The 21,847-nt window shown below is 44.8% G+C and carries 21 protein-coding genes; 11 read left to right on the forward strand and 10 right to left on the reverse strand.

Translation table 11 applies throughout. The annotated features are described in order from the left end of the window. Nucleotides 1-171 precede the first annotated feature (171 nt). Nucleotides 172-1,086 carry a LysR family transcriptional regulator gene (locus ACE1OE_RS05470; protein ID WP_449210383.1) on the forward strand — a complete coding sequence of 305 codons (915 nt, stop codon included), beginning with the start codon at nucleotides 172-174 and terminating at the stop codon, nucleotides 1,084-1,086. Between the two features lie 108 nt (nucleotides 1,087-1,194). Beyond that, nucleotides 1,195-1,809, forward strand: a complete 615-nt coding sequence (locus ACE1OE_RS05475) for a LysE family translocator (protein ID WP_102470557.1) — start codon at nucleotides 1,195-1,197, stop codon at nucleotides 1,807-1,809. Nucleotides 1,810-1,910: 101 nt separating this feature from the next. On the opposite strand, the gene ACE1OE_RS05480 is transcribed toward ACE1OE_RS05475, so the two are convergent. From ACE1OE_RS05480 to ACE1OE_RS05520, 9 genes are all read right to left on the reverse strand, one after another. Further along, nucleotides 1,911-3,047: an AI-2E family transporter gene (locus tag ACE1OE_RS05480; RefSeq protein ID WP_449210384.1), complete on the reverse strand. Its 1,137-nt coding sequence runs from the start codon at nucleotides 3,045-3,047 to the stop codon at nucleotides 1,911-1,913. Between the two features lie 2 nt (nucleotides 3,048-3,049). After that, on the reverse strand, nucleotides 3,050-3,736 hold the full coding sequence (locus ACE1OE_RS05485) for a potassium channel family protein (protein WP_449210385.1): 687 nt from the start codon (nucleotides 3,734-3,736) through the stop codon (nucleotides 3,050-3,052). Nucleotides 3,737-3,742: 6 nt separating this feature from the next. Next, nucleotides 3,743-4,639 carry an efflux RND transporter periplasmic adaptor subunit gene (locus ACE1OE_RS05490; RefSeq protein WP_449210386.1) on the reverse strand — a complete coding sequence of 299 codons (897 nt, stop codon included), beginning with the start codon at nucleotides 4,637-4,639 and terminating at the stop codon, nucleotides 3,743-3,745. A 5-nt stretch (nucleotides 4,640-4,644) separates the two neighbouring features. Continuing rightward, nucleotides 4,645-4,848, reverse strand: a complete 204-nt coding sequence (locus tag ACE1OE_RS05495; protein WP_102470561.1) for a DUF1656 domain-containing protein — start codon at nucleotides 4,846-4,848, stop codon at nucleotides 4,645-4,647. Then, nucleotides 4,848-6,461: an efflux transporter outer membrane subunit gene (locus ACE1OE_RS05500; protein WP_449210387.1), complete on the reverse strand. Its 1,614-nt coding sequence runs from the start codon at nucleotides 6,459-6,461 to the stop codon at nucleotides 4,848-4,850. The genes ACE1OE_RS05495 and ACE1OE_RS05500 overlap by 1 nt, the downstream gene beginning before the upstream one ends. A gap of 10 nt (nucleotides 6,462-6,471) precedes the next feature. Next, nucleotides 6,472-8,670 carry an FUSC family protein gene (locus tag ACE1OE_RS05505; protein WP_449210388.1) on the reverse strand — a complete coding sequence of 733 codons (2,199 nt, stop codon included), beginning with the start codon at nucleotides 8,668-8,670 and terminating at the stop codon, nucleotides 6,472-6,474. A 248-nt stretch (nucleotides 8,671-8,918) separates the two neighbouring features. Further along, nucleotides 8,919-10,289, reverse strand: coding sequence for an L-cystine transporter (locus ACE1OE_RS05510; RefSeq protein WP_449210389.1), 1,371 nt, complete (start codon nucleotides 10,287-10,289; stop codon nucleotides 8,919-8,921). 159 nt (nucleotides 10,290-10,448) lie between these two features. Further along, entirely contained in the window at nucleotides 10,449-10,910 is a 462-nt protein-coding gene (locus ACE1OE_RS05515) for an oxidoreductase (protein WP_449210390.1), read from the reverse strand. A gap of 345 nt (nucleotides 10,911-11,255) precedes the next feature. Further along, the gene (locus ACE1OE_RS05520) at nucleotides 11,256-12,140 is read right to left on the reverse strand and encodes a sigma-70 family RNA polymerase sigma factor (RefSeq protein WP_372060422.1); all 885 of its coding nucleotides are present in this window, start codon (nucleotides 12,138-12,140) and stop codon (nucleotides 11,256-11,258) included. A gap of 376 nt (nucleotides 12,141-12,516) precedes the next feature. On the opposite strand from ACE1OE_RS05520, the gene ACE1OE_RS05525 reads away from it, so the two are divergent. The 9 genes from ACE1OE_RS05525 (at nucleotide 12,517) to btuD (ending at nucleotide 20,875) form a co-directional block, all read left to right on the forward strand. Next, the gene (locus tag ACE1OE_RS05525) at nucleotides 12,517-12,801 is read left to right on the forward strand and encodes a hypothetical protein (protein ID WP_102470567.1); all 285 of its coding nucleotides are present in this window, start codon (nucleotides 12,517-12,519) and stop codon (nucleotides 12,799-12,801) included. Nucleotides 12,802-13,017: 216 nt separating this feature from the next. After that, nucleotides 13,018-14,046, forward strand: a complete 1,029-nt coding sequence (cobT, locus tag ACE1OE_RS05530; protein ID WP_449210391.1) for a nicotinate-nucleotide--dimethylbenzimidazole phosphoribosyltransferase — start codon at nucleotides 13,018-13,020, stop codon at nucleotides 14,044-14,046. After that, nucleotides 14,043-14,831, forward strand: coding sequence for an adenosylcobinamide-GDP ribazoletransferase (locus ACE1OE_RS05535; protein ID WP_372060419.1), 789 nt, complete (start codon nucleotides 14,043-14,045; stop codon nucleotides 14,829-14,831). Before cobT ends, ACE1OE_RS05535 begins: the two co-directional genes overlap by 4 nt. 11 nt (nucleotides 14,832-14,842) lie before the next feature. Then, on the forward strand, nucleotides 14,843-15,385 hold the full coding sequence (cobU, locus tag ACE1OE_RS05540) for a bifunctional adenosylcobinamide kinase/adenosylcobinamide-phosphate guanylyltransferase (RefSeq protein WP_449210392.1): 543 nt from the start codon (nucleotides 14,843-14,845) through the stop codon (nucleotides 15,383-15,385). Nucleotides 15,386-15,452: 67 nt separating this feature from the next. Next, the gene (locus ACE1OE_RS05545; protein ID WP_449210393.1) at nucleotides 15,453-16,070 is read left to right on the forward strand and encodes a histidine phosphatase family protein; all 618 of its coding nucleotides are present in this window, start codon (nucleotides 15,453-15,455) and stop codon (nucleotides 16,068-16,070) included. Then, entirely contained in the window at nucleotides 16,063-17,862 is a 1,800-nt protein-coding gene (locus tag ACE1OE_RS05550; protein ID WP_449210394.1) for a M3 family oligoendopeptidase, read from the forward strand. Before ACE1OE_RS05545 ends, ACE1OE_RS05550 begins: the two co-directional genes overlap by 8 nt. A 198-nt stretch (nucleotides 17,863-18,060) precedes the next feature. Beyond that, nucleotides 18,061-19,089: a succinylglutamate desuccinylase gene (locus ACE1OE_RS05555; protein ID WP_102470573.1), complete on the forward strand. Its 1,029-nt coding sequence runs from the start codon at nucleotides 18,061-18,063 to the stop codon at nucleotides 19,087-19,089. A gap of 45 nt (nucleotides 19,090-19,134) precedes the next feature. Further along, nucleotides 19,135-20,133, forward strand: a complete 999-nt coding sequence (gene btuC / locus ACE1OE_RS05560) for a vitamin B12 ABC transporter permease BtuC (protein WP_372060690.1) — start codon at nucleotides 19,135-19,137, stop codon at nucleotides 20,131-20,133. Next, nucleotides 20,117-20,875 (forward strand): vitamin B12 ABC transporter ATP-binding protein BtuD, encoded by a 759-nt coding sequence (gene btuD / locus ACE1OE_RS05565; RefSeq protein WP_449210395.1) that lies wholly within the window; start codon nucleotides 20,117-20,119, stop codon nucleotides 20,873-20,875. The genes btuC and btuD overlap by 17 nt, the downstream gene beginning before the upstream one ends. 88 nt (nucleotides 20,876-20,963) lie before the next feature. On the opposite strand, the gene ACE1OE_RS05570 is transcribed toward btuD, so the two are convergent. Further along, nucleotides 20,964-21,536, reverse strand: coding sequence for a nucleoside triphosphate pyrophosphohydrolase family protein (locus tag ACE1OE_RS05570; RefSeq protein WP_102470575.1), 573 nt, complete (start codon nucleotides 21,534-21,536; stop codon nucleotides 20,964-20,966). Between the last annotated feature and the right edge of the window lie 311 nt (nucleotides 21,537-21,847).

The raw sequence follows: 21,847 nt of genomic DNA on the forward strand, positions 1-21,847 counted from the left end.
CGGGTTTAAAAGCCCGCCGCCCAATAGCGTACGTTAGTGAGTAGATTCGTATCCGAGCGCCGGAATGAATGATGGTTAACGTTAAAGTGAGCGCACACTCGTTACTCGCCTTGATTTGTGAAATACTGGCGCCCCAATGTCTAGTGCTAACTCAAGCCAGTCGAGGATTGTGTGCTCAATAATATTAACCTAAATTTACTACGATCCTTGCATGTCTTAATCGAAGAATGCCACGTCAGTCGAACGGCAAAAAGGTTACACATTACTCAGTCAGCGGTAAGTCGACAACTTGCTCAGCTACGTGAGTTGTGTGGCGATCCGTTATTAGTCCGCCAAGGAAATCAGTTGATTGCAACACCAAGAGCCATTGTGTTGAAAGAAAAACTGGATTCATTGCTATCAGAATTTGAGCACTTATTAGATGATAAGCCGTTTGATCCCAAAGATTGGCAGGGAGAACTGGTCCTGGCATCGAGCGATTATGTGGCCCAGTACGTATTGCCTGATATCGCCGCGCACCTTAGCGATTTAGCGCCACAGTTAGATATGGCATATCGCCTGTGGCAACCTGAACTCCTCGACAAACTTCATGAAACAGGCATCCATATCGCGTCGTCTATGTACCCTGAGAAACCAGTAGGGGTATCGAGTATGCACATTGGCTCTGATTCCTCCGTTTGTTTAATGAAAGCGGGCCACCCATTGGCGAAAAAGGATGAGGTTACAGCCTCAGAGTTAACTCACTTCTCTCATATAAAAGTGACAGGAGGCGGGGATAAAGATTCCGATACAGAATTGGCGTTGAAGGCGCAAGGTTACTCTAGGCATGTCACATTAAAAGTTCCGTTTTTCTCTGCTGCTGTGAATAGATTAGTCTCAAGTGAACACTTGATGGTGGTGCCTGAACATATCGCGGTCAATCTCGCTAAGCATTGGCCACTGGTTTATAAACCCCTACCGTTTACTACTCAAACACATCAATACTGGCTAATGTGGCATCCTAAGTACGATAACGATCCTGCTCATAAATGGGTAAGGGAAGAGATGCGAGCCGCGATGCGTTTATCTGAATATTCCATTCGATAACCACATCGATATTCGTCATGATTTCAAATCATGAACTGGATGATTATATTTGATTTCCCTTCATACCCTATCTGTTGCAAGATTAAGCTCAAATAGGGAGAAATTTCAATGACATTAACCGTTTGGCTATCACTTTTTACCGTATGTTTGTTAGGGGCAATGTCGCCTGGCCCTAGTTTGGCCATCGTGGCTAAGCATTCTTTAGCGGGTGGGCGTCTCAATGGCATCGTCACTGCGTGGGCACATGCGTGTGGTATTGGTATTTACGCGATTATTAGCTTGGTTGGCTTATCTGTCGTTTTACAACAAAGTCCAATGTTGTTTAAGGCGATCAGTTTAGCTGGGGCAGCGTATTTAGCGTACTTGGGCGTGAATGCGCTACGTTCAAAGGGAGGAGTGGCCGCAAAGCTAGAATCTGGGGAACGAACGACAATTCTGCAGTCAGCTCGAGAGGGTTTTTTAATTTCGATTTTAAACCCTAAGATCGCTTTGTTCTTCATCGCTTTATTTAGTCAGTTTGTTGCTTTGGGTAATGTATTAAGCAACCAGCTCATCATTGTAGCGACACCACTTATTGTTGATGGTTTGTGGTACACATTGATTACGCTAGTGTTGTCGAGTGCTCGGGTTGTTGAGCATATCCGCACAAAAGCGGTGCTAATCGATAGGTTGTCTGGCGTTATCCTAATACTGCTGGCCATTAGAGTAGTGGTAACGCTTTGATTGTGCGGACAGTTACGGCAATGTTTATTACGGTTTAGAAAAAAGACCGCGCTAAAAGATGAATGTTAGCGCGGTCTTTTTGTGGGTCAAAAACTAATTATTTACTGTGGTTTATCGGGTACAGTCTCACTTTCATTCGCTATGACTTCAGTTGTCGCTTCTTCGGTTTCGCTTTCATAGTTTAACCAGAACAAAAACAGTTCATACCAAATCGCTAGGATAATCGCACCTAAGAACAAACCAATGATACCGGCAAACAACATGCCGCCGATTGCCCCGATCAAAATGACAGGCATAGGGACGTCGACACCGCGACCCATTAGCATAGGCTTGAGGAAGTTATCAGATAATCCGCCTGCTAATGCCCAGATAGTAAATAGGGTCGTACTTGTGCCATCTCCGGTCGAATAGACGTAAAAAATAACCGGAGCAACAATAAGCAAAGCAGGGAGCTGAGCGATACATAGAATCAGCGTGGCTAACGTAAGTAAACCAGCGGCAGGCACCTTAAACACGAACATTGCGGCGCCAATAATAACGGCTTGAATGAATGCGACACCGACTACGCCGAGTAAGACACTTCGAATGGTTGCGGCCATTAAGTTGGCCCATTGTTCAGCTTTTTTCCCGACCGCCCTGACTGCAACAGTTTCAAGAGCACCGGAGATTTTTTCTGCGTGCGCCATAAACCCACCCGCAATAGCTAAAGAAATGATGAACATGATTAAACTGGTAAGTGCGCCACCTAAAATAGAAGCGATAGTACCTAAAAAGCTTTTAATCTCAGGAAGGAACTGCTGGATACCTTTTTCCAGATTTGTCGCAAATAGATTCCAAACAGTGTAAAGCTTGTCACCGATTACGGGTATCTCTGCGATTCTCTCGGTCGGGCCGGGTATTTTTATATTGCCACTTTGAATGATTTCCGTTGAATGGGCAACGCCTTCATAGAGCGACCCGGATACTAAGGCAAAAGGAATAACCAATACGCTGATTCCTATCAGGGTAACGGTCGTGGCGGCTAGTCCTCGTTTGCCCCCGTAGGTTCGTTCTAGCTTTTTCGTCAAGGGCAACAATGCCACTGCGATGATGGCTCCCCACAGGACTGGAATGATGAAAGGTTTGACGATGCCATAGGTAAAGTTAATCAACAGAATTAACAATCCAATACGAATGGCAGATTCCACCATGTTGTTGATAAAAACCTTGCTGTGACGTTGTTCTATTTGTTTATCCATCTTTAATGTTCCCTGTGCTCGATATTGGCACTAACTAAACTTGATACCACAATGGCCATATAAAATACGCCAGTGATAGCCTCCAAATATACGATAACCTTTGCTAACGGTGTGACTGGACTGATGTCGCCATAGCCCAAGGTTGTTAATGTAATAAAACTAAAATAGGCTGCATTGGAAAAGTTTTCTCCCCAAGATATTCTTTCCATTCCGGTAAATGCAGCCGGTGAAAATTCTAGAATCAATAAATAAACGATAGCCCACATTAGGCCGAGTAGAAGAAATAATGCGACAGAGCCGATAACTTTATTGGTATTCACCTCTCCCTTGAATAATACCTGCTTGGCAGTGCTTTGGAATGTGGTAAAGAAAAAAGTAAACGTTAGCGCTAACATCGCCACATCCATTTCTGGTATTTCAAATACACTTTTAACAACAAGAACCACAATCCATACCCCCATCAATAATGATAGAAGGTGGAACCATTTACGATCAAACCTTAAACTGGCTAAGCAGACAATAAACGTCCAAATGATAAAGGCTTGAAGAATATGCTCAATGATGCCACGACCGACTACTTCTGCAAGTGACGCACTGACCAGTAACGCCACCAATGATAGTGTCAGGTAGAAAAAATTATTGCTGTCATCGATTTTCTTAATCTGTTGCCCAGCTTTCCATTTCATCATTACGCCTTATTCCATTGATTCACTTTTATCGTCTTCGTGTTGCGTCACCATCACCGAAGCACTCAATCCAAACCGCAGTGCGACGCCTTCCGGTAGTTCATGTAGCGTTATTCGAACGGGGATGCGCTGCGCAAGACGAATCCATTGAAATACAGGGTTTACATTAGGTAGTAGGTTATAGCCGACGGTCCCGTCAGTCGGCGCAATTCCCCAGCCGATAGAATCTACGGTGGCAGGAATCGGCTGATCGGGGTGAGACATTAACGTGACCTTTGCTTCGCTGCCAGGCTTGATACGACTAAGTTGGTTTTCTCTGAAAAAGCCAAACACCCAAAAACTGTTTTGATCGATAAGAGCGATAAGGGGTTGATTGGCCACCGCTTGGGTACCGTCGCGAATATCCAAATTGGAAATGAGACCATCTACGCTTGCATAGACTTTGGTGTAGCTAAGATTGAGTGCCGCAGAACGAATGTTCTCTTTAGACGCCTTGATTTGTAACAGCGATTCTTCATAAGCAATCTCTCGGCGCGTTAAGTCTTTGTGCGAAACGGCACCTTTGTCTTTCTTGCGAATATCAAGCAGTCGGTCATATTCAATTTTTTTACCCTTGGCACTGACAATTGCTCGCTCTAAGGCGATCTCAGCTTGTGACAGTGTCACTATGTAGGGTTCTGGGTCAATCTCAAACAACAGGTCATTTTGAGACACCATTTGATTGTCTTTTACTGCCACGTGAATGATTGGTCCAGATACTCGTGGCGCGACTTTGATAACGTTAGCTCGAACCTGTCCGTCTCGTGTCCATGGATTATGAAAGTATTCTTGATATTTGTGATAGCCAAACCAAACCGCAACACCGATTACAACAAGGTTAATTATTACGACAATTAGTTTTTTCATATGACCTAGAACCTTAAATAAAAGCTATCAATAGCAACGACATACACCACGAGTAAGGCTAAAAATGTCAGCGATGGGAAGACAACAAAACGCGCCAGTTTTGTCTTATTCAAAATAATCACTGTGATCCAAGTTGCACAGAGTGCAATAACCAACACTAATAGGAGTGGGGAGAAGTAGATATCCCCCCAAGCGAGTTCATGGGGCATTAGGGTTGCTCCTGTGGTGTTGCCTGCTTGTCACGGCTTATGGAAGGCATTGTGATTGCTTCTTCAGACAATTGATCACTCCAGTCAGTACGTTGTTTCATTTTTTCAACTAAATTAGGGGCGACAAACGCCTTACCTGAACGAACTTGCCAACCCCCACCAAGCGCTTTGTACAACGCAACGACCTGATTTGAAACATTGCCTTTTATCTGCGCGTAACTGTCTTCGCTTCGTGTCATTTTTTCTAATGAACTTAACAATCGCTCGAATGAGATCTGCCCATTTTCATATTGAGTCATAGAAATGTTAAAGGCTCGAATCGAAGAATCAACCGATTGGAGTCGCAAGGCTTGCTGCTCTTGGTATAGTTCATAGGCTTCCAGTGCGTTAGTCACTTCTTGAACGGCGAGCAGTACTTTTTTGTTGTAGTTGGTGATGGTTTCTTGGAAGCGTGCATCCTCAAAGCGAACGTTGTTTTTGATCCGTCCGTATTGGAAGATGTTCCAACTAAAACTTGGACCTGCGATAAGGGTCAGTGAATCACTAAAGCTAAAGCTACTGCCAGTTGGGGTTGTGCTGTTAATGCCTATCGAACCAAATAATGAAAAGCTAGGGTAGAGGGCCGCTTCAGCGACACCAATCTGAGCACTTTGGGCATGAGCTTGCAGTTCGGCGACTTGTAAATCAGGTCGTCTAAGCACCAAACTGGCGTCGATATCAGGTGTTAATTCAGGGGCAGACGGAACGATTGAAAACGCATCACTCTCGCGGGCCGATACTTTTCGACCGCTGGCCTGAAATTGTTGCTCGTAAAGCGCAATTTTGTCTTCAATACCAGTGTGTAGTAGTGGGATGACGTCTTCTGGTAAGGTTCCAAGTAAAACAGCGAGCGCGTTTCTGGCTTGTAGCATGGCGACCTTAAGGCTTGGTAATGCGGCCATCGTGGTAAATAATTGGTTTTGTGCTTGTTGCACATCGAGTTCGGTTACATTGCCTGACTCAAACTGAACACGAGTGATGTTTACGACGCGTTGTTGTATCTCAATATTGCGTTGCGAAAGCAATACACGTTCTTGAAAGGTACGGTAGTTAATATAATTGCGCGCAACCTCTGAGGTAATGGTAACGAGTATGTCGTTGTAAGAGGCGATTGACGCGTAATAGCTTGCTTGTGCCGATTCGATCCCCCGTGCGTATTTTCCCCACACATCCATCTCCCAACCTGTGTCGAAGGTGAGCGCCGCGTTATTGAATAAATGAGTGTTTTGATAGGCATACGCAAGGTTTCCGGACACCGCTTGCACTTGCGGATAACGAAATCCATCGGCAATACCGAGTACAGAGCGAGCTTGCAATATGCGCAGCCCAGCCGCTTCTACGTCAAGGTTTTGCTGAGAGGCTTGTGCGACCAGGCTATTCAGCGTTGGGTCCTGAAACTGTTGCCACCAAATGGCGGTGGAGAGGCTGTCTTGTTTTGTTTGCTCGGATGTCCAATGACTCGGCAGGGGCGTCGATTCGTTTTCGAGCTGAAAATCAGGTCCAACCGTTGTGCATGCCGATAAAATGCCGGTAGCGAATAGAATCAAAGGTGAGCGGTAATTAAAGCTGGTCATTGTTCTATCCCTAAAAGCGGCGCTGTTTTAGGTTAGCAAACGCAAGTGATTGACTTGCGTTGTTCACCTGAATCAGAGATTCAAACACGTTGCGCTTCAAATTAAGAAACACGTAAAAGCTTGCGATGTCGTCTTGGCTATAGTTGTCCAAATCCAATCCTTGAAAAAATGATTCAATAGCTTGTTCTGTTTTACTGTATTCGTGGTGGAGCGAAGAAAATACACGGTGTCGCTTAGTTTGTTCACTGGGTGTTGATTCGGCCTGCGTGTTGTGCAGCCTAATTAGTTTTGGTATCACGGTATCGTGATGCTCCTGTCTAAGCTTAGTAATCAATGGGTTATTTTTCAGATTTGATTGAGCCATTAAAAGGTTGTTGGTGTGATTGACTAAGGTCTGGCATGCGGAAGCGTAGTGATTGAGTGACTGAGTGGTATTCTCAGAGAAGTATCGGACATCAATTTTACTGGCCCATAAAGTTTGTTTTTTTGCGGCAATATTCATTGTTTTTGCGTGTAATGGGATGAGCAGCCTATCTAACCAAGAAGGAGTTGGAGATTGAATACGACCAATTAGATGATATTGATGGCGAAACATACGCTCGCGAACGGTAAGAAATAGGTGCTCGGCTTTTGAGGAAAAAGGAAAGTAGTGTGAAAAAACAATCATGATAACGACTAAATAAAACAGCATCATAATGGTCATAATAATGCCGAAATGGTAGGTCATTTGATTATTGATGCCTAACGTGAATAGCCCCAACATGAAAAAAATCGTAATAGGGCCTTTAAATAAATAAAAGCCAATAAAGGTATAGATAAAGAGAAACAATGCTAATTCAACGCCTAGTTCTAGCTGAGGAAGAACAAAAATGTAGGCAGGCACTGAGAAGACAAAACCAAAGGTAAATAATGCGCCCAACAGTTTTGGGTGCACTGGCATAAACGAAAGCAGTGACATAAAAATAGTGGAAAAAATAACGAAGCTATATCCGCCGGGAGGATTGATGAAGATCCATATCGCACTCGATACCCAGTACGTGATGAATACTTTAATGGCGGTTTTAAAATTCTCAGCGTCCCACCAAACGAACGTGCTTGGCGGTGGCTTAAGTTTTTCAGTGAAAGAGACCTGTTTGGTCATTGAATCAATACAGCTGATGGTTTCAGCGAGCCTGGATAACTGAGATTGAAGACGATTCATGACAAAAGCGAGGGTTAATGCCGTGGCTTTGCTGAGATGCTCAGCTTCGCCTAGTACCTCTGCATCAATTTCAATTTTGTTCTCGCTCGCTCGGTATGAAGAATCGGTGATGTGCCATTCTTCATGACAACGTTGAAACAATGCGTCGATATCATCAATAAACGCCTCATAATCTCGCATCATTGCTTGGCTATTACCATGATGAAAGTGACCGTGAGCGGTACTCACTAAGAGCTGTGTGACGTTTTGCGTGTAGTGCAAGACAAGTTTCCATTCGCGAAGGTGAGCGGAAACCTCGCTGCATTCCTTGCTCACATTGGCAAAACGAAGTTCTAGCTCGTTTTGCGCCTTAAACAATGTGGCTATTTGCTTATCAATGCGTGTTTTTAGTTCTGCGGTGTCGTTAGAGGGACTGACTTTGTCATCGTGGTTGGGTTGTGCAACTTCCGAGTGAATGTGGACGTTCAATAATGTCACCACAGATTCAAACAAATCCCTCTGAGTTTGTAGTGTTGTTTGGGTCATTTCGCGAAGGTTTTGTTCAATTTTATTCGGGAATAGATATGTGCCAACTAGCGTATAGACCACTACGCCGAAAATGGTCATGTAAGCACGGTCAACGCCATAGATAAAGGCTCCTGTGGCATCTCCACCATTGGAGGTCATCAGGGTCATGACACCCGTGAGCATAAACAGCGTTGGATCTTTTTGGTAGGCATTACGAAAATAAAAGATGAAGGAGACAATGACAGATACGCTCAGCATGTATAAAAGGCGTTCTTGTGCGAATAACCCGACAAGGAGCAGCCCGATTACCGCGCCCACAACGGTTCCTAAAACACGAAGTGTCCCTTTCTTAAGAGATTCTCTTTGCCCGCCAACAGAGGCGATGAGCATAACGGTAGTGGCTGCTGTTGATGCCTGAGGCCACCCAAGTCCAAAAGGAATAAGGTACGCTAACGTTAAACTGACGGCGACTTTTGTCGCAAACTTAGTGTTGTTATTCATCGTCCATAATACAAATGACTAGCGTATCGGCAGCGCTAATGACGGCCTTACGAGTTAAAGGGTTAACCAAAATACAAGGGTAGATAACCACGATTTCGTTATTCGTTGACTGTTGTTCTAACAATACGAAAATTATAGACACTAATTAGCTAGGTATTTGAAAATTATTACGAATAGTGCTTTATATGAGAGGTTTTTAACGAAAAAAAGCGATGCATGAGCATCGCTTTAGTGAAAGGCGCATAAAGTTAAGCGTTCGCTTGTTTCAGTGTTTTTGCTTCTTTTCGCTTGAGCAAGCGGCTGGTTATTGTGCCGGCTGTCATTGCGCCAGATACATTGAGTGCCGTACGAGCCATATCGATAAGTGGTTCGATAGAAATCAACAGCGCAGCAATGGTGACTGGAAGCCCCATCGCAGGAAGAACAATCAAAGCTGCGAATGTAGCACCGCCACCAACGCCTGCGATACCAAATGAACTGATGGTGATAATACCAATGAGCGACAAGATGAAGTTAATGTCCATCGGGTCTATACCAACAGTTGGCGCTACCATTACGGCTAACATGGCCGGATAAATACCCGCACAGCCATTTTGACCAATCGTCGCACCAAATGACGCTGATAAGTTAGCGATCGCTGGTGGAACATTAAGCTTGGTGACTTGTGCCTCAACATTAAGTGGAATAGTGGCCGCTGAGCTACGAGAGGAAAATGCAAAGGTCAGTACTGGCCAAATTTTCTGGAAATATTCTTTTGGATTCACACCGACGAGAGAAACAAGAAGCCCGTGCACAACAAACATTAAGAAGATGGCAACGTAAGAAGCAACAATGAATCCAAGGAGGCTTAGGATGTCACCAGCGCTTGATGTTGCAACCACTTTTGCCATGAGAGCGGCGATACCATAAGGCGTCAGTGCCATGATCATCTTGACCAATCGCATTACGACTGACTGCGTCGCTTCGACAAAGTTACGAATTGGTGATTCAAGCTCCGCTTTTTCGACCATCACTTTACGTGCGGCGATACCGGTAAGTACACCAAAAATGACAACAGCGATAATGGATGTTGAACGCGAGCCAGTCAAATCAGCAAATGGATTGGTTGGAATAAAGCTGATGAGCATTTGAGGAATGCTAAGGTCCGTGACGCGATCAATTCGGTTTTCGAGTACGGCAATTCGAGCCGTTTCACGTGAGCCTTCAACAAGGCCTTCTGCACTCAAGCCAAAAGCCTGTGTGACAGCAATGCCTATAATCGCTGAAATAGCGGTTGTCGCAAGCAGTACCGATATGGTTAATCCACTGATTTGGCCCAATGAACCACCTTTCTCGAGCTTGACCACAGCAGCAATCATTGACACGAGTACAAGGGGCATGATGACCATTTTTAATAAGCCGACATAGCCGCTGCCGATAATGCTCACCCATTCAAGCGTGGTTGCGATAGCGACACTGCCTTCACCGAAAACAAGTTGCAGCGCAAGTCCAAACGCACTGCCAAGCACCAAACCAAATAATACTAAGCGGGAGAGAGTGTTTTCTTTTTGTTGTTGTCCGTACAAGAAAAAGAGTATGCCCACAAATACCGCGAGTGATGCGATAACAGCAACTGACATATAAGCGTCCTTTATTTATATTCTAGCTTTTATAAAACCCTTGTTTAACTAGGGTTTCAGGATATGAGTGCGCTAAGTTACCGATCTCGTGTAATCGTTAACAATAAATAAATGTCATTAGTTAGTGCTATAAGTTATATGTAAGGCTCGTTATTACGTTTAGTGATTATAATCGGCGAGCATGTCTCGCATTTTTGCAGAATCATACGCGACGCATTTTGTACTTTCTTGGTTTATCAGACTATAAAGCATCGCCTTGGCAACAGACTCTGCCGGGATGGGGGTGAATTTACGTAATGGTCCTCTCATTATTGGGTTGATGACCTTGAACAGAGTTTGAACAAACTTCTCATCTGGTCGGAGGTTTGCTTCTCTTCCTGAAAGTGGCCCTGGTTGGGCAAATACAACTCGTTGGAAATCCATCCCACAAATACGTGCTTCGACACGACCCTTGCACTTTAAATAGTGGGATAGGGAACGTGCCGATGCCCCTAAACTGGATACAACCGCTATGTGGGTTACCCCCACCATTTTCATCGTTTGCGCAACTTCACAGACTAGCTCATAGTCAATTTTTTCTAATGCGGCTTTGCTACCTGCTTGTTTAAGCGTGGTGCCCAAACAAATAAAGCCAAGGCTGGGAGTGCACTGCAGTTGGTCCGAATCTGTGATTCTTAATGCACCATCTAGAATGACCTTTGTTTTATCTGATTCACTGTTGATAGGTGAGCGGCATAATGCGGTAATGGATTGTACATGTTGTGTTTGTTCTCACAGAGCAAGAAGTTTACTTCCCACTAAGCCAGAAGCGCCTGCAATCATGACATTAAAATGTTGCGTCATAAAAAAGTCCCTCAAGATAAACTATGAAGGACTATAGATAACATTTTACTTATGTGTTGTGATTGTCGTTAAGTTAATCCAATTCAATCAGATAATTGCATTACGACGAGTCGCAAGTGTTTACTAGACCACTTCTTCTTTTGTAAGATTTTGTCGGTGAAGTTTCTCTTTTAACACATCCATCGCCCCTTTTTGAATCTGACGAACACGCTCACGAGTGACGCCGACAATCATCCCCACTTCTTCCAGTGTTTTCGGAGTGTCATCAAGTAAACCAAAACGATGATAAAGAATAACGCGCTGTTTCTCGGGTAAGCTATCCACCAACTGAAGCAGGGCTTTATTAAGGTTTTGACTTACAATTTCACGCTCTGGCAGCTCAAAGACGTCATCGTCGTCAATGGTTTGCAGGTGATCTTTGCTATCACTATCATCATCCCAACCATTGTCGAGAGATAATGATTGCTCGGTGAGTTTTAAAAGCTTACTCACATCTTCAGGAGAGCGACCAGTCCGAGTAGCGATGTCTGCAGATGTAGGTTCGTGCTTCCCTTCTTTCCGCAGTTCTCGTTCCGCTTTGCTGCACTCTCGTATTTGTTTAGTAACGTGGACCGGGACTCTAATGGTTCTACCTTGATTCATGATTGCGCGATCAATAGATTGCTGAATCCACCATACCGCATAGGTCGAAAAGCGAAAGCCTAGCTCAGGGTCAAATTTATCGACAGCCTGGATCAGGCCAATGTTCCCTTCATTGATGAGATCATAGAAATCAACACCTCTTCCCATATAACGTTTGGCGGTACGAATAACCAAACGTAGATTGGAATTGATTAGGCTTTGTCGAGCTTGCGCATCGCCTGCACGAGCTTTGCGTGCTATATGACGTTCGTCTTCGGCCGTCAGTAAGTGATGATTGGAGACTTCTTTGAAATAAGTAGTGCCGATATTGTGAGCATCATCATTTCTTGATTTTGAACTGCTATCCTTAGCTTGAACTGCACCCATAGATAATCCCTTCCTACTGCTTGTAATTATACTGATTGGATATTTATATCGCCCTATTGGCGCATTCGCTGTACGCCATACCCTTACGTTACAATAAAGTTAAAACAAATTACAATTGTTAATTTGTTAAAACATGCTATTTGTGCAATGAATTTTATGTTTCATGTTGGTGAGCATGTTATTGATTTTTGTATCAATATATTTACATTTGCGTGGTGGGGCTTTATAAATGTTAACATTATTGCAACTGGCAGATTCAAACAGAAAGTTTGACAGAGATACGATTTTGCGAAGACAAGGTTGTGACATCAAGACAGTGCATTAAACTTTAGGAAAATTGAGCACACTAATCGCCGCAGTTTAGGGTAGACAAAAAATGAACAAACAACTACAACACAAGCTTGAAGAACTATTGACGCTCGCAAAATCGCAAGGTGTATCCATCGTCGGTTTGGTTGATTCTCCGAACACTGAGCGCTGCCACATATTTAAGTCTATTGAAATCGATAGCAAGCAGGGTATTCGAAATCTTGATCACGTGATGATGAAGCAACAATGTTCACGAGCTTTGGATGGTTGCCAATCATGTCATGTTGACTCATCGAAAGTATCAGAAGACAGCTTGGCGCTGTTGTTTAGCGAGCTCCAGCAAAAACACTGATAGCACCACCACGTTTTGCCGTGTGTCTAACGGCTTGTTATTCATAAAAGTCCTCGCGAGTCGAGGACTTTTTGGTAATGATAAAACGTTTCAATTTCCTTGGTTTACCTACTACTTACCAGTACACTGAACGAAAACCACTACGACGATTTTTGTTTAAGCAATAGATGGATAATCGAACACTCTCCAATCAAATCGTTATATGAGAATGGACTTATGCTAGATAAAAAATTCGACGCCCAGATTCAACATCGTATTGATCAAAAAACAAAACCGCTAGGAGCACTAGGGGCGCTAGAGGGTCTTGCGTTTCAGTTGGCTCAAATCCAAAGTAATCGAACGGGTACGTTAACAGAGCGAATAACTATTCACTCTCCTGCTGTGATTGTGTTCGCCGGTGATCATGGCGTCGCCAATCAGGGGGTGAGCATTGCTCCCAGCTCAGTGACTCACCAAATGGTACTGAATTTTTTAGCAGGTGGTGCTGCAATTAATTGTTTTTGCCGTACAAACCAGTTGGATTTCAACGTGGTTGACTGTGGAATTCTAGAGGCAGCAGAGACAACATCAAACACGCTCATACGAAGTAGACTTGGCGCCGGAACACACGATTTTTCAACCCACGCAGCGATGTCTATGGAACAGGTAGCCCAGGGCTTAACAAGTGGCAGTGAATTGGTGACACGTAAAGTGGAAACAGGATGTGAGCTGTTAATATTTGGTGAAATGGGTATAGGCAATACCAGTTCAGCCTCGGCGTTGTTTTCTAGTCTTGCTCATGTTCCCGTTGAACAAAGTGTTGGTTTTGGTACTGGCATTACGTTGACGCAACTGGCGAGAAAGCGTGATTTAGTGCAACTTGGTCTCGAACGATGCGCCGATAAATCCGTGATGGAAGTACTCAGTGAAGTCGGCGGGTTTGAAATTGTCCATATGGTTGGTGCTTTTATCAGTGCCGCAGAGAATAAAGTACCCGTTTTAGTCGATGGGTTTATTGTGTCGGTTGCAGCTTACGTTGCCACAAAAATTGCACCTGAAACTCGTGATTATATGATTTTTGCGCATCGTTCTGACGAGGGTGCTCATAAGCTTGTTCTTGAGCGCTTACAAGCTCGCCCGCTATTAGATTTATCATTGAGATTAGGCGAAGGTACAGGCGCTGCTTTAGCGTATCCACTGGTTGCGTGCGCCGTTGAGTTTTATAACCATATGGCGAGCTTCGAGAGCGCTGGAGTCACGGTGTGAGTGACGAACACAAGTCGAGTTGGCTGCGCTATCAATGGCAGCTTTTTTGTTTGGCCTTGAGTTTTTTTTCACGCCTGCCTATCCCCGCTGCTACGCCATACTCAAGTGAGCGAATGAACCGAGCGGGGCGATACTTCGCCTTAGTCGGGCTGTTGCTTGGTTTGATTTGTGCCGTAGTATTCTCAGCGTTCAATGCAGTGTTGCCAACCTCTGTCGCTATTGTGGCGACAATGATTGTGAGTTTACTCTTAACGGGTGCTTTCCACGAAGATGGGTTAGCCGATATGGCAGACGGCATTGGTGGTGGAATGACACTAGAAAAGCGGCTCGTCATCATGAAAGACAGTCGTTTGGGTACTTATGGCGCAGCGACATTAATGATGGGCCTATTGCTGAAGTATGTGGCATTAGTTGAATTGAGCAGCGTGGTATCGTTATTTGCGGTTTGGATTGTTGGCTACACCACAAGCCGAGCGGTTGCGGCGTCATTCATCTCGACAATGCCCTATGTATCGGACCCTGAAGGCAGCAAAAGTAAGCCCCTTGCGAATACACAACACCCTAGCGAGCTGATTTTTTTGTCGGTTTGTGGGTTATTGCCTGCGTGTTTTATCAGTCTGGAGTTTACATTTTGGCTGATCGTTATTGCTATCGCATTCCATATCACATTTAAACGTTGGCTTCTGAGTCGAATCGGTGGCTATACCGGAGATTGCTTAGGGGCTGCTCAGCAAATTATGGAACTGCTGATTTACCTAGCACTTCTGATTCTAATTGGACAATAGGCGTACTGATAATGCCAATAGAGCTTGTTTTAGGTGGAGCGCGTTCAGGAAAGTCTCGATTTGCTGAGAACCGAGTACATGAACTCACCACACCTGAAAAATCGATGCATTACGTGGCAACCTCTGAAGCACTGGATGATGAAATGGTGAGTCGAATTGAGCACCATCAAGCACAGCGCGGTGAGGGCTGGAAGGAGTGGGAATGCCCAACCAGTTTAGCCCTGCAATTATTGAGGTTTGATGAGGACGACGTTGTATTGATCGACTGCCTAACACTGTGGCTCAACAACGTGATTTATTATCAAGGGAAGGCGTGCTCAAATCAAAGCCTACAAGAAGAGATTGAGGCCCTAGCGTTTGCGTTGCAACAGTGTTCCGCACAAGTCATCCTTGTCTCTAATGAAGTGGGCATGGGGGTGGTGCCTATGGGGGAGGTAACACGCTTGTTTGTTGACAATGCGGGAAGAATGAATCAAATCATTGCCGCTGTTTCGCAACGGGTGGTCTTTGTTGCCGCTGGTTTACCTTTAGTCTTGAAATCAGGGGCTGATTAACGCTTCGCTCATTGCTTGGGTATTGTTGTTAGGTCCGTAAGTCGTGAACCATTAAGTGAAAGAATTGATGATTAATATCTATCTGCTTAGGCATGGGAAAGTTGATGGGGATGCTGCACTCTACGGACATACTGATATTCCAGTTTCCGTGACAGAGAATCGCCAGCTACTGACGCAGTTGCAATCCGCATTAACGGGCATTAAAGAGGTACAGACCTCTCCACTTATTCGCTGTCAAAAGCTCGCCGAACAATATGCTCATTTACATCATTGCCCCTTAACCATTCATCCTGTGATGCGTGAGATGCACTTTGGAGATATAGACGGCGTTCCATTTAAGTCGATGACAGAACAGGAATGGTTGGCGGTTGAGCCTTTTTGGTCATCGCCTTCGCAGCATAGACTGCCTAACGCCGAATCCTTGACTGACTTCCATGCCCGTATTGTTCAATATTGGAAAGTGTTGGCCGCACAAAGCGTCGATACCTTAGTGGTCACCCATGGCGGTGTCATACGGATGATACTTGCGCATCTTCTTGCTATCGATTGGACGAATGCAAAATGGTATTCGACCTTGTCAATTCAAAATGGCTCACTGACTCATATTCAAATTAACCCAGACATGCCAGAGCATATTCTCGTTAAAACGATTGGCGCGTCAATAAAAGGAGCGACTGATGAATAAACCTATTTGGGATCTGACCATTGCTTATCGTGATCTTTCTGATTCAAAAGTTGAGCAGGACATTGAATTAATCCAACGTACGATAGAACTGCTTAACCGTCATCAAGACGAGCGTGCGCAAGTGACAGCCATGCAAAATGCTATTCAAACTAAGTCGGCAGCCAGCACACTTCTTGCGACAGTAAACACACTTGCAACTTGTTATGCGTCCACCAATGCTTCAAATACGCAAGCGAAACAATTGATTGGTCGAATTGCGCAACTTAGCTCGCAGTTAGATCAAGCGTTTACGCCGTATGAAAATACGTTGGCATTAGCGAACACTGATTTTATCGAACAGGTACTTGAGCACGAAGACCCAAGTGTGGCAGGACAAGGTTTCCAGATAGAATTGCTTCAACGCAAAGCGCAGACGCAATTGAGCATTCCAGAAGAGCAATTACTTTCTGCAATGCAAGTCGATGGAAGAGATGCATGGGGGCGCCTGTACGATAATATTACTGGTGCTTTGCAGATCACAATGATCACCGAACAAGGTCCTGAAACAGTTGGCTTTTCACAGGCTGCTAGTCTTTTATACGGCAGCGAATTTTCAAAACAACAGGCGGCTTGGGAAGGCATTCAAACGGCGATGAAACAAAACGCTACCTCGTTTGCCGCAATTTTGAATGCCCTAGCGGGATGGCGCTTGAATGAAGCGAAGAAACGGTCGGCTCAGCAAGACGAACATTTCTTAGATTCCAGCTTGAGGGAGAATCGTATTCAACGAGAAACCCTTGATGCCATGATGTCGGTAGCGAAATCAAATCAACACATAGGACAACGTGCTGGCCGATTAATGGCTCGGGTACATGGTAGTGATAAGATGACGCCATGGAATCATTTAGCGGCCATGCCGTCGCTTAATGATAGCGAGCCACAGGTCTACTCATTTTCTGAAGGCATTGAGGTCATTAAATCTGCCTTTTTAACCGTAGACCCTGCTATGGCCGCGTTTGTTCAAACGATGGTCGATAACGGCTGGATAGACGCGGAACCATCAGAAAATCGCCGATTAGGCGCGTACTGTACAAAACTCGCGGCCACGAGGACACCACTTGTCTTCATGACCTGGGGTGGCAGTCGTTCAGATTTACTCACATTGGCTCATGAGCTCGGCCATGCTTTTCATAACTGGGTAATGAGAGACTTACCACTTTGTCGTACTCGATATCCGATGACACTGGCAGAGACCGCCTCGATCTTCGCTGAAAATATAGTGCGTGATTACCTATTAAGCCATGCCAGTACACCGGAACAGAAACTTGAAATGCTCTGGGAGGAACTATCGTCGGCGTATGCGCTCACCATCAATATTCCCGTCCGGTATGAATTTGAAAAGGCGTTTTATCAAGCTCGAGAAGAAGCAGAGCTCGATTCTGACCAATTATGCCAATTGATGTCTGAGACATGGCAGGCTTGGTATGGAGACTCAATGGAGGGGCAAGACCCTTACTTTTGGGCAAGCAAACTTCACTTCAGCATCTCGGAATTGAGTTTTTACAACTACCCCTATCTGTTTGGTTACCTGTTTAGTTTAGGCGTCTACGCACAGCGTCCAGCTAAAGGGCAGACATTCTACCCTGATTATGTCGCGCTACTGCGTGATACAGGGTCTTATGTGGCGGAACAAGTGGTGTCTAAACATATGGGGAGTGACTTAACTCAATCGACGTTCTGGCAAGAAAGTATGGCGAGATTGGAACAAAAAGTGGATGAATTTGAAGCATTATTGAACGAAGTATCACGGTGAATCTGCTTTGATGCAAAGTAACATTTCACGTGAGAATGGGAAACAAACTTCAATAAATGGTGAGTGGTGTGGATGATTTGTCATCAAATAGAAGTAAATCTTGTTTTCAAACATGATTTACTTCTATAAACGCGATCCGCTCCCTATAAATTTGCGTAATGATTCATTACCATACCGCTGTTAGATAGGGAGCAGCGCATGACGAAATCGTTTTTTCGCCAATCATTTCTTAAAGATACGCTCGAAACCCATGTTGAGTTTCAAGCTAAATCCATGGTGACCGATTCCGGTGCAAAAATGGATCTTACTCATCGTGGAATATTGGAAGTAACACCTAGTACGATAAATAAACACAGCAAGCACATCATTATTTCTTGCGGTATTCATGGCGATGAAACAGCGCCGATGGAACTGGTAGACAAAATGGTGGAAGATATCGAGTCGGGTTTTCTTAAATTAAATGCTCGTTGTCTTTTTATCATTGCTCATCCAGAGTCGACGAATAAGCATATCCGCTACATCGATGAAAACTTAAATCGTTTGTTTGACGAGCGTTCGCATCCAATGAACCGTGAAGTGGCGATTGCTAAACATTTAAAGTCACAGGTGAGTGCGTTTTATCAAGACACGCCTGAGTCTCAACGTTGGCATTTAGACCTACACTGTGCGATTCGAGCTTCTGCCCATTACTCATTTGTGGTGAGCCCTAAAACACGCCACCCGGTTCGCAGCAAGGCTTTATTTGATTATGTCGCCAGCGCGCACATTGATGCGACGCTATTATCGAATGCGCCCTCAAGCACCTTCAGTTGGTATTCGGCTGAGAATTTTGCAGCACAAGCGCTGACAATGGAGCTTGGCCGTGTCGCAAAGATTGGTGAGAATAATCTAGAAAAGCTGTTAGCATTTGACATCGCAACAAGAGACTTGCTGTCTTCAGAAGTTGCAGAGCATATCGCCAAGCCTCCTGTCATGTATCGAGTCTCACGAACCATCGTGCGTCAGCAAGAAGACTTCGATTTTTTGTTTGATGAGCAGGTAGAGAATTTCACCGAATTCAAACATGGCGAAGTGTTTGGGCATGATGGCGATAAGCCATTAATGGCAAAAAATGATCATGAGGCGATTGTTTTTCCAAACCGTCGAGTCGAGGTCGGCCAGCGTGCTGCACTCATGGTGGTAAAAGTAGCCATTCGCTACGAGGATGACCAACTGGTCTACGATTAGCAAAAAACAGTGGCGTATTTTAACGCCACTGTTATTCTCCCTCATATGAAATTCAATCAGTTACTGAATCAAAACCAAAGACGTTGGCGTACGCTTATTGCAGCGATGAGCATCGTCTTAATAGGTTGCGCTTTTCTTCACCTTTCTGTAGGTGAAATACTTATTAATCCATTCTCGCCACAAACAAAGCTTGAATCTAGGTTGCTTTACGATCTCAGGTTACCGCGCTTGCTTGCCGCCGCCGCGATTGGTGCAGCACTTGCGTTGTCTGGAGCGGCACTTCAAGTGCTGCTCGGGAACGTACTTGCAGAGCCGGGTGTCCTCGGGATTTCCGGGGGCGCAAGCCTAGGTATGGTGTTGGTTTTGTTTGTATTGCCGGTCGCCGCAACCCCTGTTGCATTTATGTTGGCTGGTGTCGGCGGTGCCTTGTGTTTTACCTTACTACTCGTTGGCATGGCTCGCGCGATGCGTTTAACGACGACCCGGCTATTGTTGGTGGGCGTAGCGCTGGGGATTCTATCGAGCGCTGTGGTTACTTGGGCATTTTATTTTAGTGACGATCTTAGTATTCGTCAGCTGATGTATTGGTTGATGGGCAGTGTTGGCGGTGTGAGTTGGTATCAACACAGCCTGACACTGATTATGATCCCGGTTGCGATCTGGTTGTGCAGCAAAGGTTCCATTCTTGACAAATTAATGGTGGGCGAGGTGCACGCTCAACAACTTGGTGTGGATGTACATCGTATCCGTTGGCAATTAATCCTGGCTGTATCACTGCTGGTGGGCGGATCGGTTGCTTTGGGGGGCGTGATCAGTTTTGTTGGTCTAGTGATCCCTCATCTTCTCCGCCTAGCTTTCGGCACTGAAAACAAATACTTATTGCCGTTATCTGCGGTGTCAGGCGCTGCCCTGTTGGTGGTTTCTGACATACTGGCTCGTATCGTGCTCGATTCTGCAGAACTGCCCGTGGGCGTTATGACAACGACCATAGGGGCGCCTGTATTTATTTGGATGTTGGTAAAAAGTCATGATACAGGTTCATAATTTATCCGTGGGCACTCGCTTACTGCCGTTATCCGTTTCGATTCCGGAAGGGAAGCTGACGCATATTATTGGGCCAAATGGTAGTGGGAAAAGTACCTTCTTGTCTGCGTTGACGGGTATCTTAGAGGCTGAGGGACAGGTCACGATTGATGACAAAGCGGTGTCGTCGTTGTCGCTAGCGGATTTGTCACTGTTGAGGGCGTATCTAAACCAGTCGTCACGCCCGGCTTTCAATATGCCGGTTTACCAATATCTGTCTCTGTCCATTCCTAGTTGTTGCGACGGGCAAAATACGCAAGTGAATCACGCGGTGACAGAAATAACGGCATTGCTGAATTTGACGTCGATGCTCACTCGAACTGTCCATCATCTTTCCGGAGGGGAGTGGCAACGAGTCAGACTGGCCGCATGTTGCTTACAAATCTGGAAACCGATTAACCCTTTCGCCAAACTGCTTGTTCTCGATGAACCTTCAGCGCCATTAGATGTAGGGCAAGAAAAGTACTTACATGAAATGATCGCGCGGATCATGGAGCAAGGGACGGCTGTCGTGGTGGCGAATCATGATCTTAACGTTACTTTAAGGCGTGCCGATCATGTGGTGATGTTGAACAATGGTGTATTGGTACAACAGGGTAGGAGTGATGAAGTATTGACTGCGAGTAATGTTGGCCAAGTCTATTCCACTCAAGTGCAGCGCGTCACGATACACGGTCGAGAATACTTGCTGTTTGATGAGTAGTTGCTGAAATAATAAAAATGAGTGACAGTAAAGGGCCAAATAAGGCCCTTTAAGCGGCAAATTTATTAACTATGCATGCAGTAGTTACTTAAACAATGGGTGCTAAGTCAGCAGGGCGATAATACACCGACTTTAAAACCTTACCTTTACGAATTGTTTTCGCTTCCGAGATAAAATCTTCGGCACATTTAGCAATGACATACGCGCCTTTTTGCACAGACATCAACGTAATACCTTGCTTGGCGTAGTGTGCTTCTGTTTCTGCATATTCAGCTTCACTGCGGCACACTTTACTCATATTGCTTGAGTGAATCTCGTCCCAGCACTTGATAAAGTCTATGTTGCGGTTGGCAGCGACATGCAGCAGAAGTTCGATTAAATAACTAATCGCAACGTTCGCCTCAACCTTGTCATTGCCAAGGTGAACCAATCTTCCCATCAAGACGTAAACCGAATCAATAATAGCGTCGGCTTGCTCGATTTTTGAATCGGCTTCCGCCAGCTCCGTCATCTCTTCAATGGCTAGCGAGCTATGTAACATATCGGCCGCATCATCTAACGAAGACGGCGCATTCACTGGAAGATCAAATGTGGTACGAAACTCCGTGATATCTTGATATAAGTGGTCAAATATTTCTTGGGTAAGTTTAGTTAAGTTCATCGGTTCTTTTTCGTTAGATTACAATGAAAATGATCCTATCAAAGGGCGTTGTTGATAGCTAGCTGAAGTTAGGCACAGAGGAACTTTCGCGAGCCAGTAATTTATTTCACTAAGTGAAATAAATTACTGGCTGTGATATTGTTATGCGCTAATATGATGAAAACAACATTGCGCAACGAATAAGCAATTCATATACTTAACTTTGAATTATAACAATAGAGTGAATATGCTCGGTTGTTTACGGTTTGGCTTAGTTCACCTCAATGACAGGTGAATTAGGTAACCAGTTTCAAAAGGTACACGTACTTTTT

The sequence above is a fragment of the Vibrio sp. E150_011 genome, from assembly GCF_053544015.1.

Excerpts from the sequence above, each read along its gene's own strand:
- ACE1OE_RS05475 (WP_102470557.1), top strand. The coding sequence starts at position 1,195 with ATGACATTAACCGTTTGGCTATCACTTTTTACCGTATGTTTGTTAGGG.
- ACE1OE_RS05480 (WP_449210384.1), bottom strand. The coding sequence starts at position 3,047 with ATGGATAAACAAATAGAACAACGTCACAGCAAGGTTTTTATCAACAAC.
- ACE1OE_RS05485 (WP_449210385.1), bottom strand. The coding sequence starts at position 3,736 with ATGATGAAATGGAAAGCTGGGCAACAGATTAAGAAAATCGATGACAGC.
- ACE1OE_RS05490 (WP_449210386.1), bottom strand. The coding sequence starts at position 4,639 with ATGAAAAAACTAATTGTCGTAATAATTAACCTTGTTGTAATCGGTGTT.
- ACE1OE_RS05495 (WP_102470561.1), bottom strand. The coding sequence starts at position 4,848 with ATGCCCCATGAACTCGCTTGGGGGGATATCTACTTCTCCCCACTCCTA.
- ACE1OE_RS05500 (WP_449210387.1), bottom strand. The coding sequence starts at position 6,461 with ATGACCAGCTTTAATTACCGCTCACCTTTGATTCTATTCGCTACCGGC.
- ACE1OE_RS05505 (WP_449210388.1), bottom strand. The coding sequence starts at position 8,670 with ATGAATAACAACACTAAGTTTGCGACAAAAGTCGCCGTCAGTTTAACG.
- ACE1OE_RS05510 (WP_449210389.1), bottom strand. The coding sequence starts at position 10,289 with ATGTCAGTTGCTGTTATCGCATCACTCGCGGTATTTGTGGGCATACTC.
- ACE1OE_RS05520 (WP_372060422.1), bottom strand. The coding sequence starts at position 12,140 with ATGGGTGCAGTTCAAGCTAAGGATAGCAGTTCAAAATCAAGAAATGAT.
- ACE1OE_RS05525 (WP_102470567.1), top strand. The coding sequence starts at position 12,517 with ATGAACAAACAACTACAACACAAGCTTGAAGAACTATTGACGCTCGCA.
- cobT (WP_449210391.1), top strand. The coding sequence starts at position 13,018 with ATGCTAGATAAAAAATTCGACGCCCAGATTCAACATCGTATTGATCAA.
- cobU (WP_449210392.1), top strand. The coding sequence starts at position 14,843 with ATGCCAATAGAGCTTGTTTTAGGTGGAGCGCGTTCAGGAAAGTCTCGA.
- ACE1OE_RS05545 (WP_449210393.1), top strand. The coding sequence starts at position 15,453 with ATGATTAATATCTATCTGCTTAGGCATGGGAAAGTTGATGGGGATGCT.
- ACE1OE_RS05550 (WP_449210394.1), top strand. The coding sequence starts at position 16,063 with ATGAATAAACCTATTTGGGATCTGACCATTGCTTATCGTGATCTTTCT.
- ACE1OE_RS05555 (WP_102470573.1), top strand. The coding sequence starts at position 18,061 with ATGACGAAATCGTTTTTTCGCCAATCATTTCTTAAAGATACGCTCGAA.
- btuC (WP_372060690.1), top strand. The coding sequence starts at position 19,135 with ATGAAATTCAATCAGTTACTGAATCAAAACCAAAGACGTTGGCGTACG.
- btuD (WP_449210395.1), top strand. The coding sequence starts at position 20,117 with ATGATACAGGTTCATAATTTATCCGTGGGCACTCGCTTACTGCCGTTA.
- ACE1OE_RS05570 (WP_102470575.1), bottom strand. The coding sequence starts at position 21,536 with ATGAACTTAACTAAACTTACCCAAGAAATATTTGACCACTTATATCAA.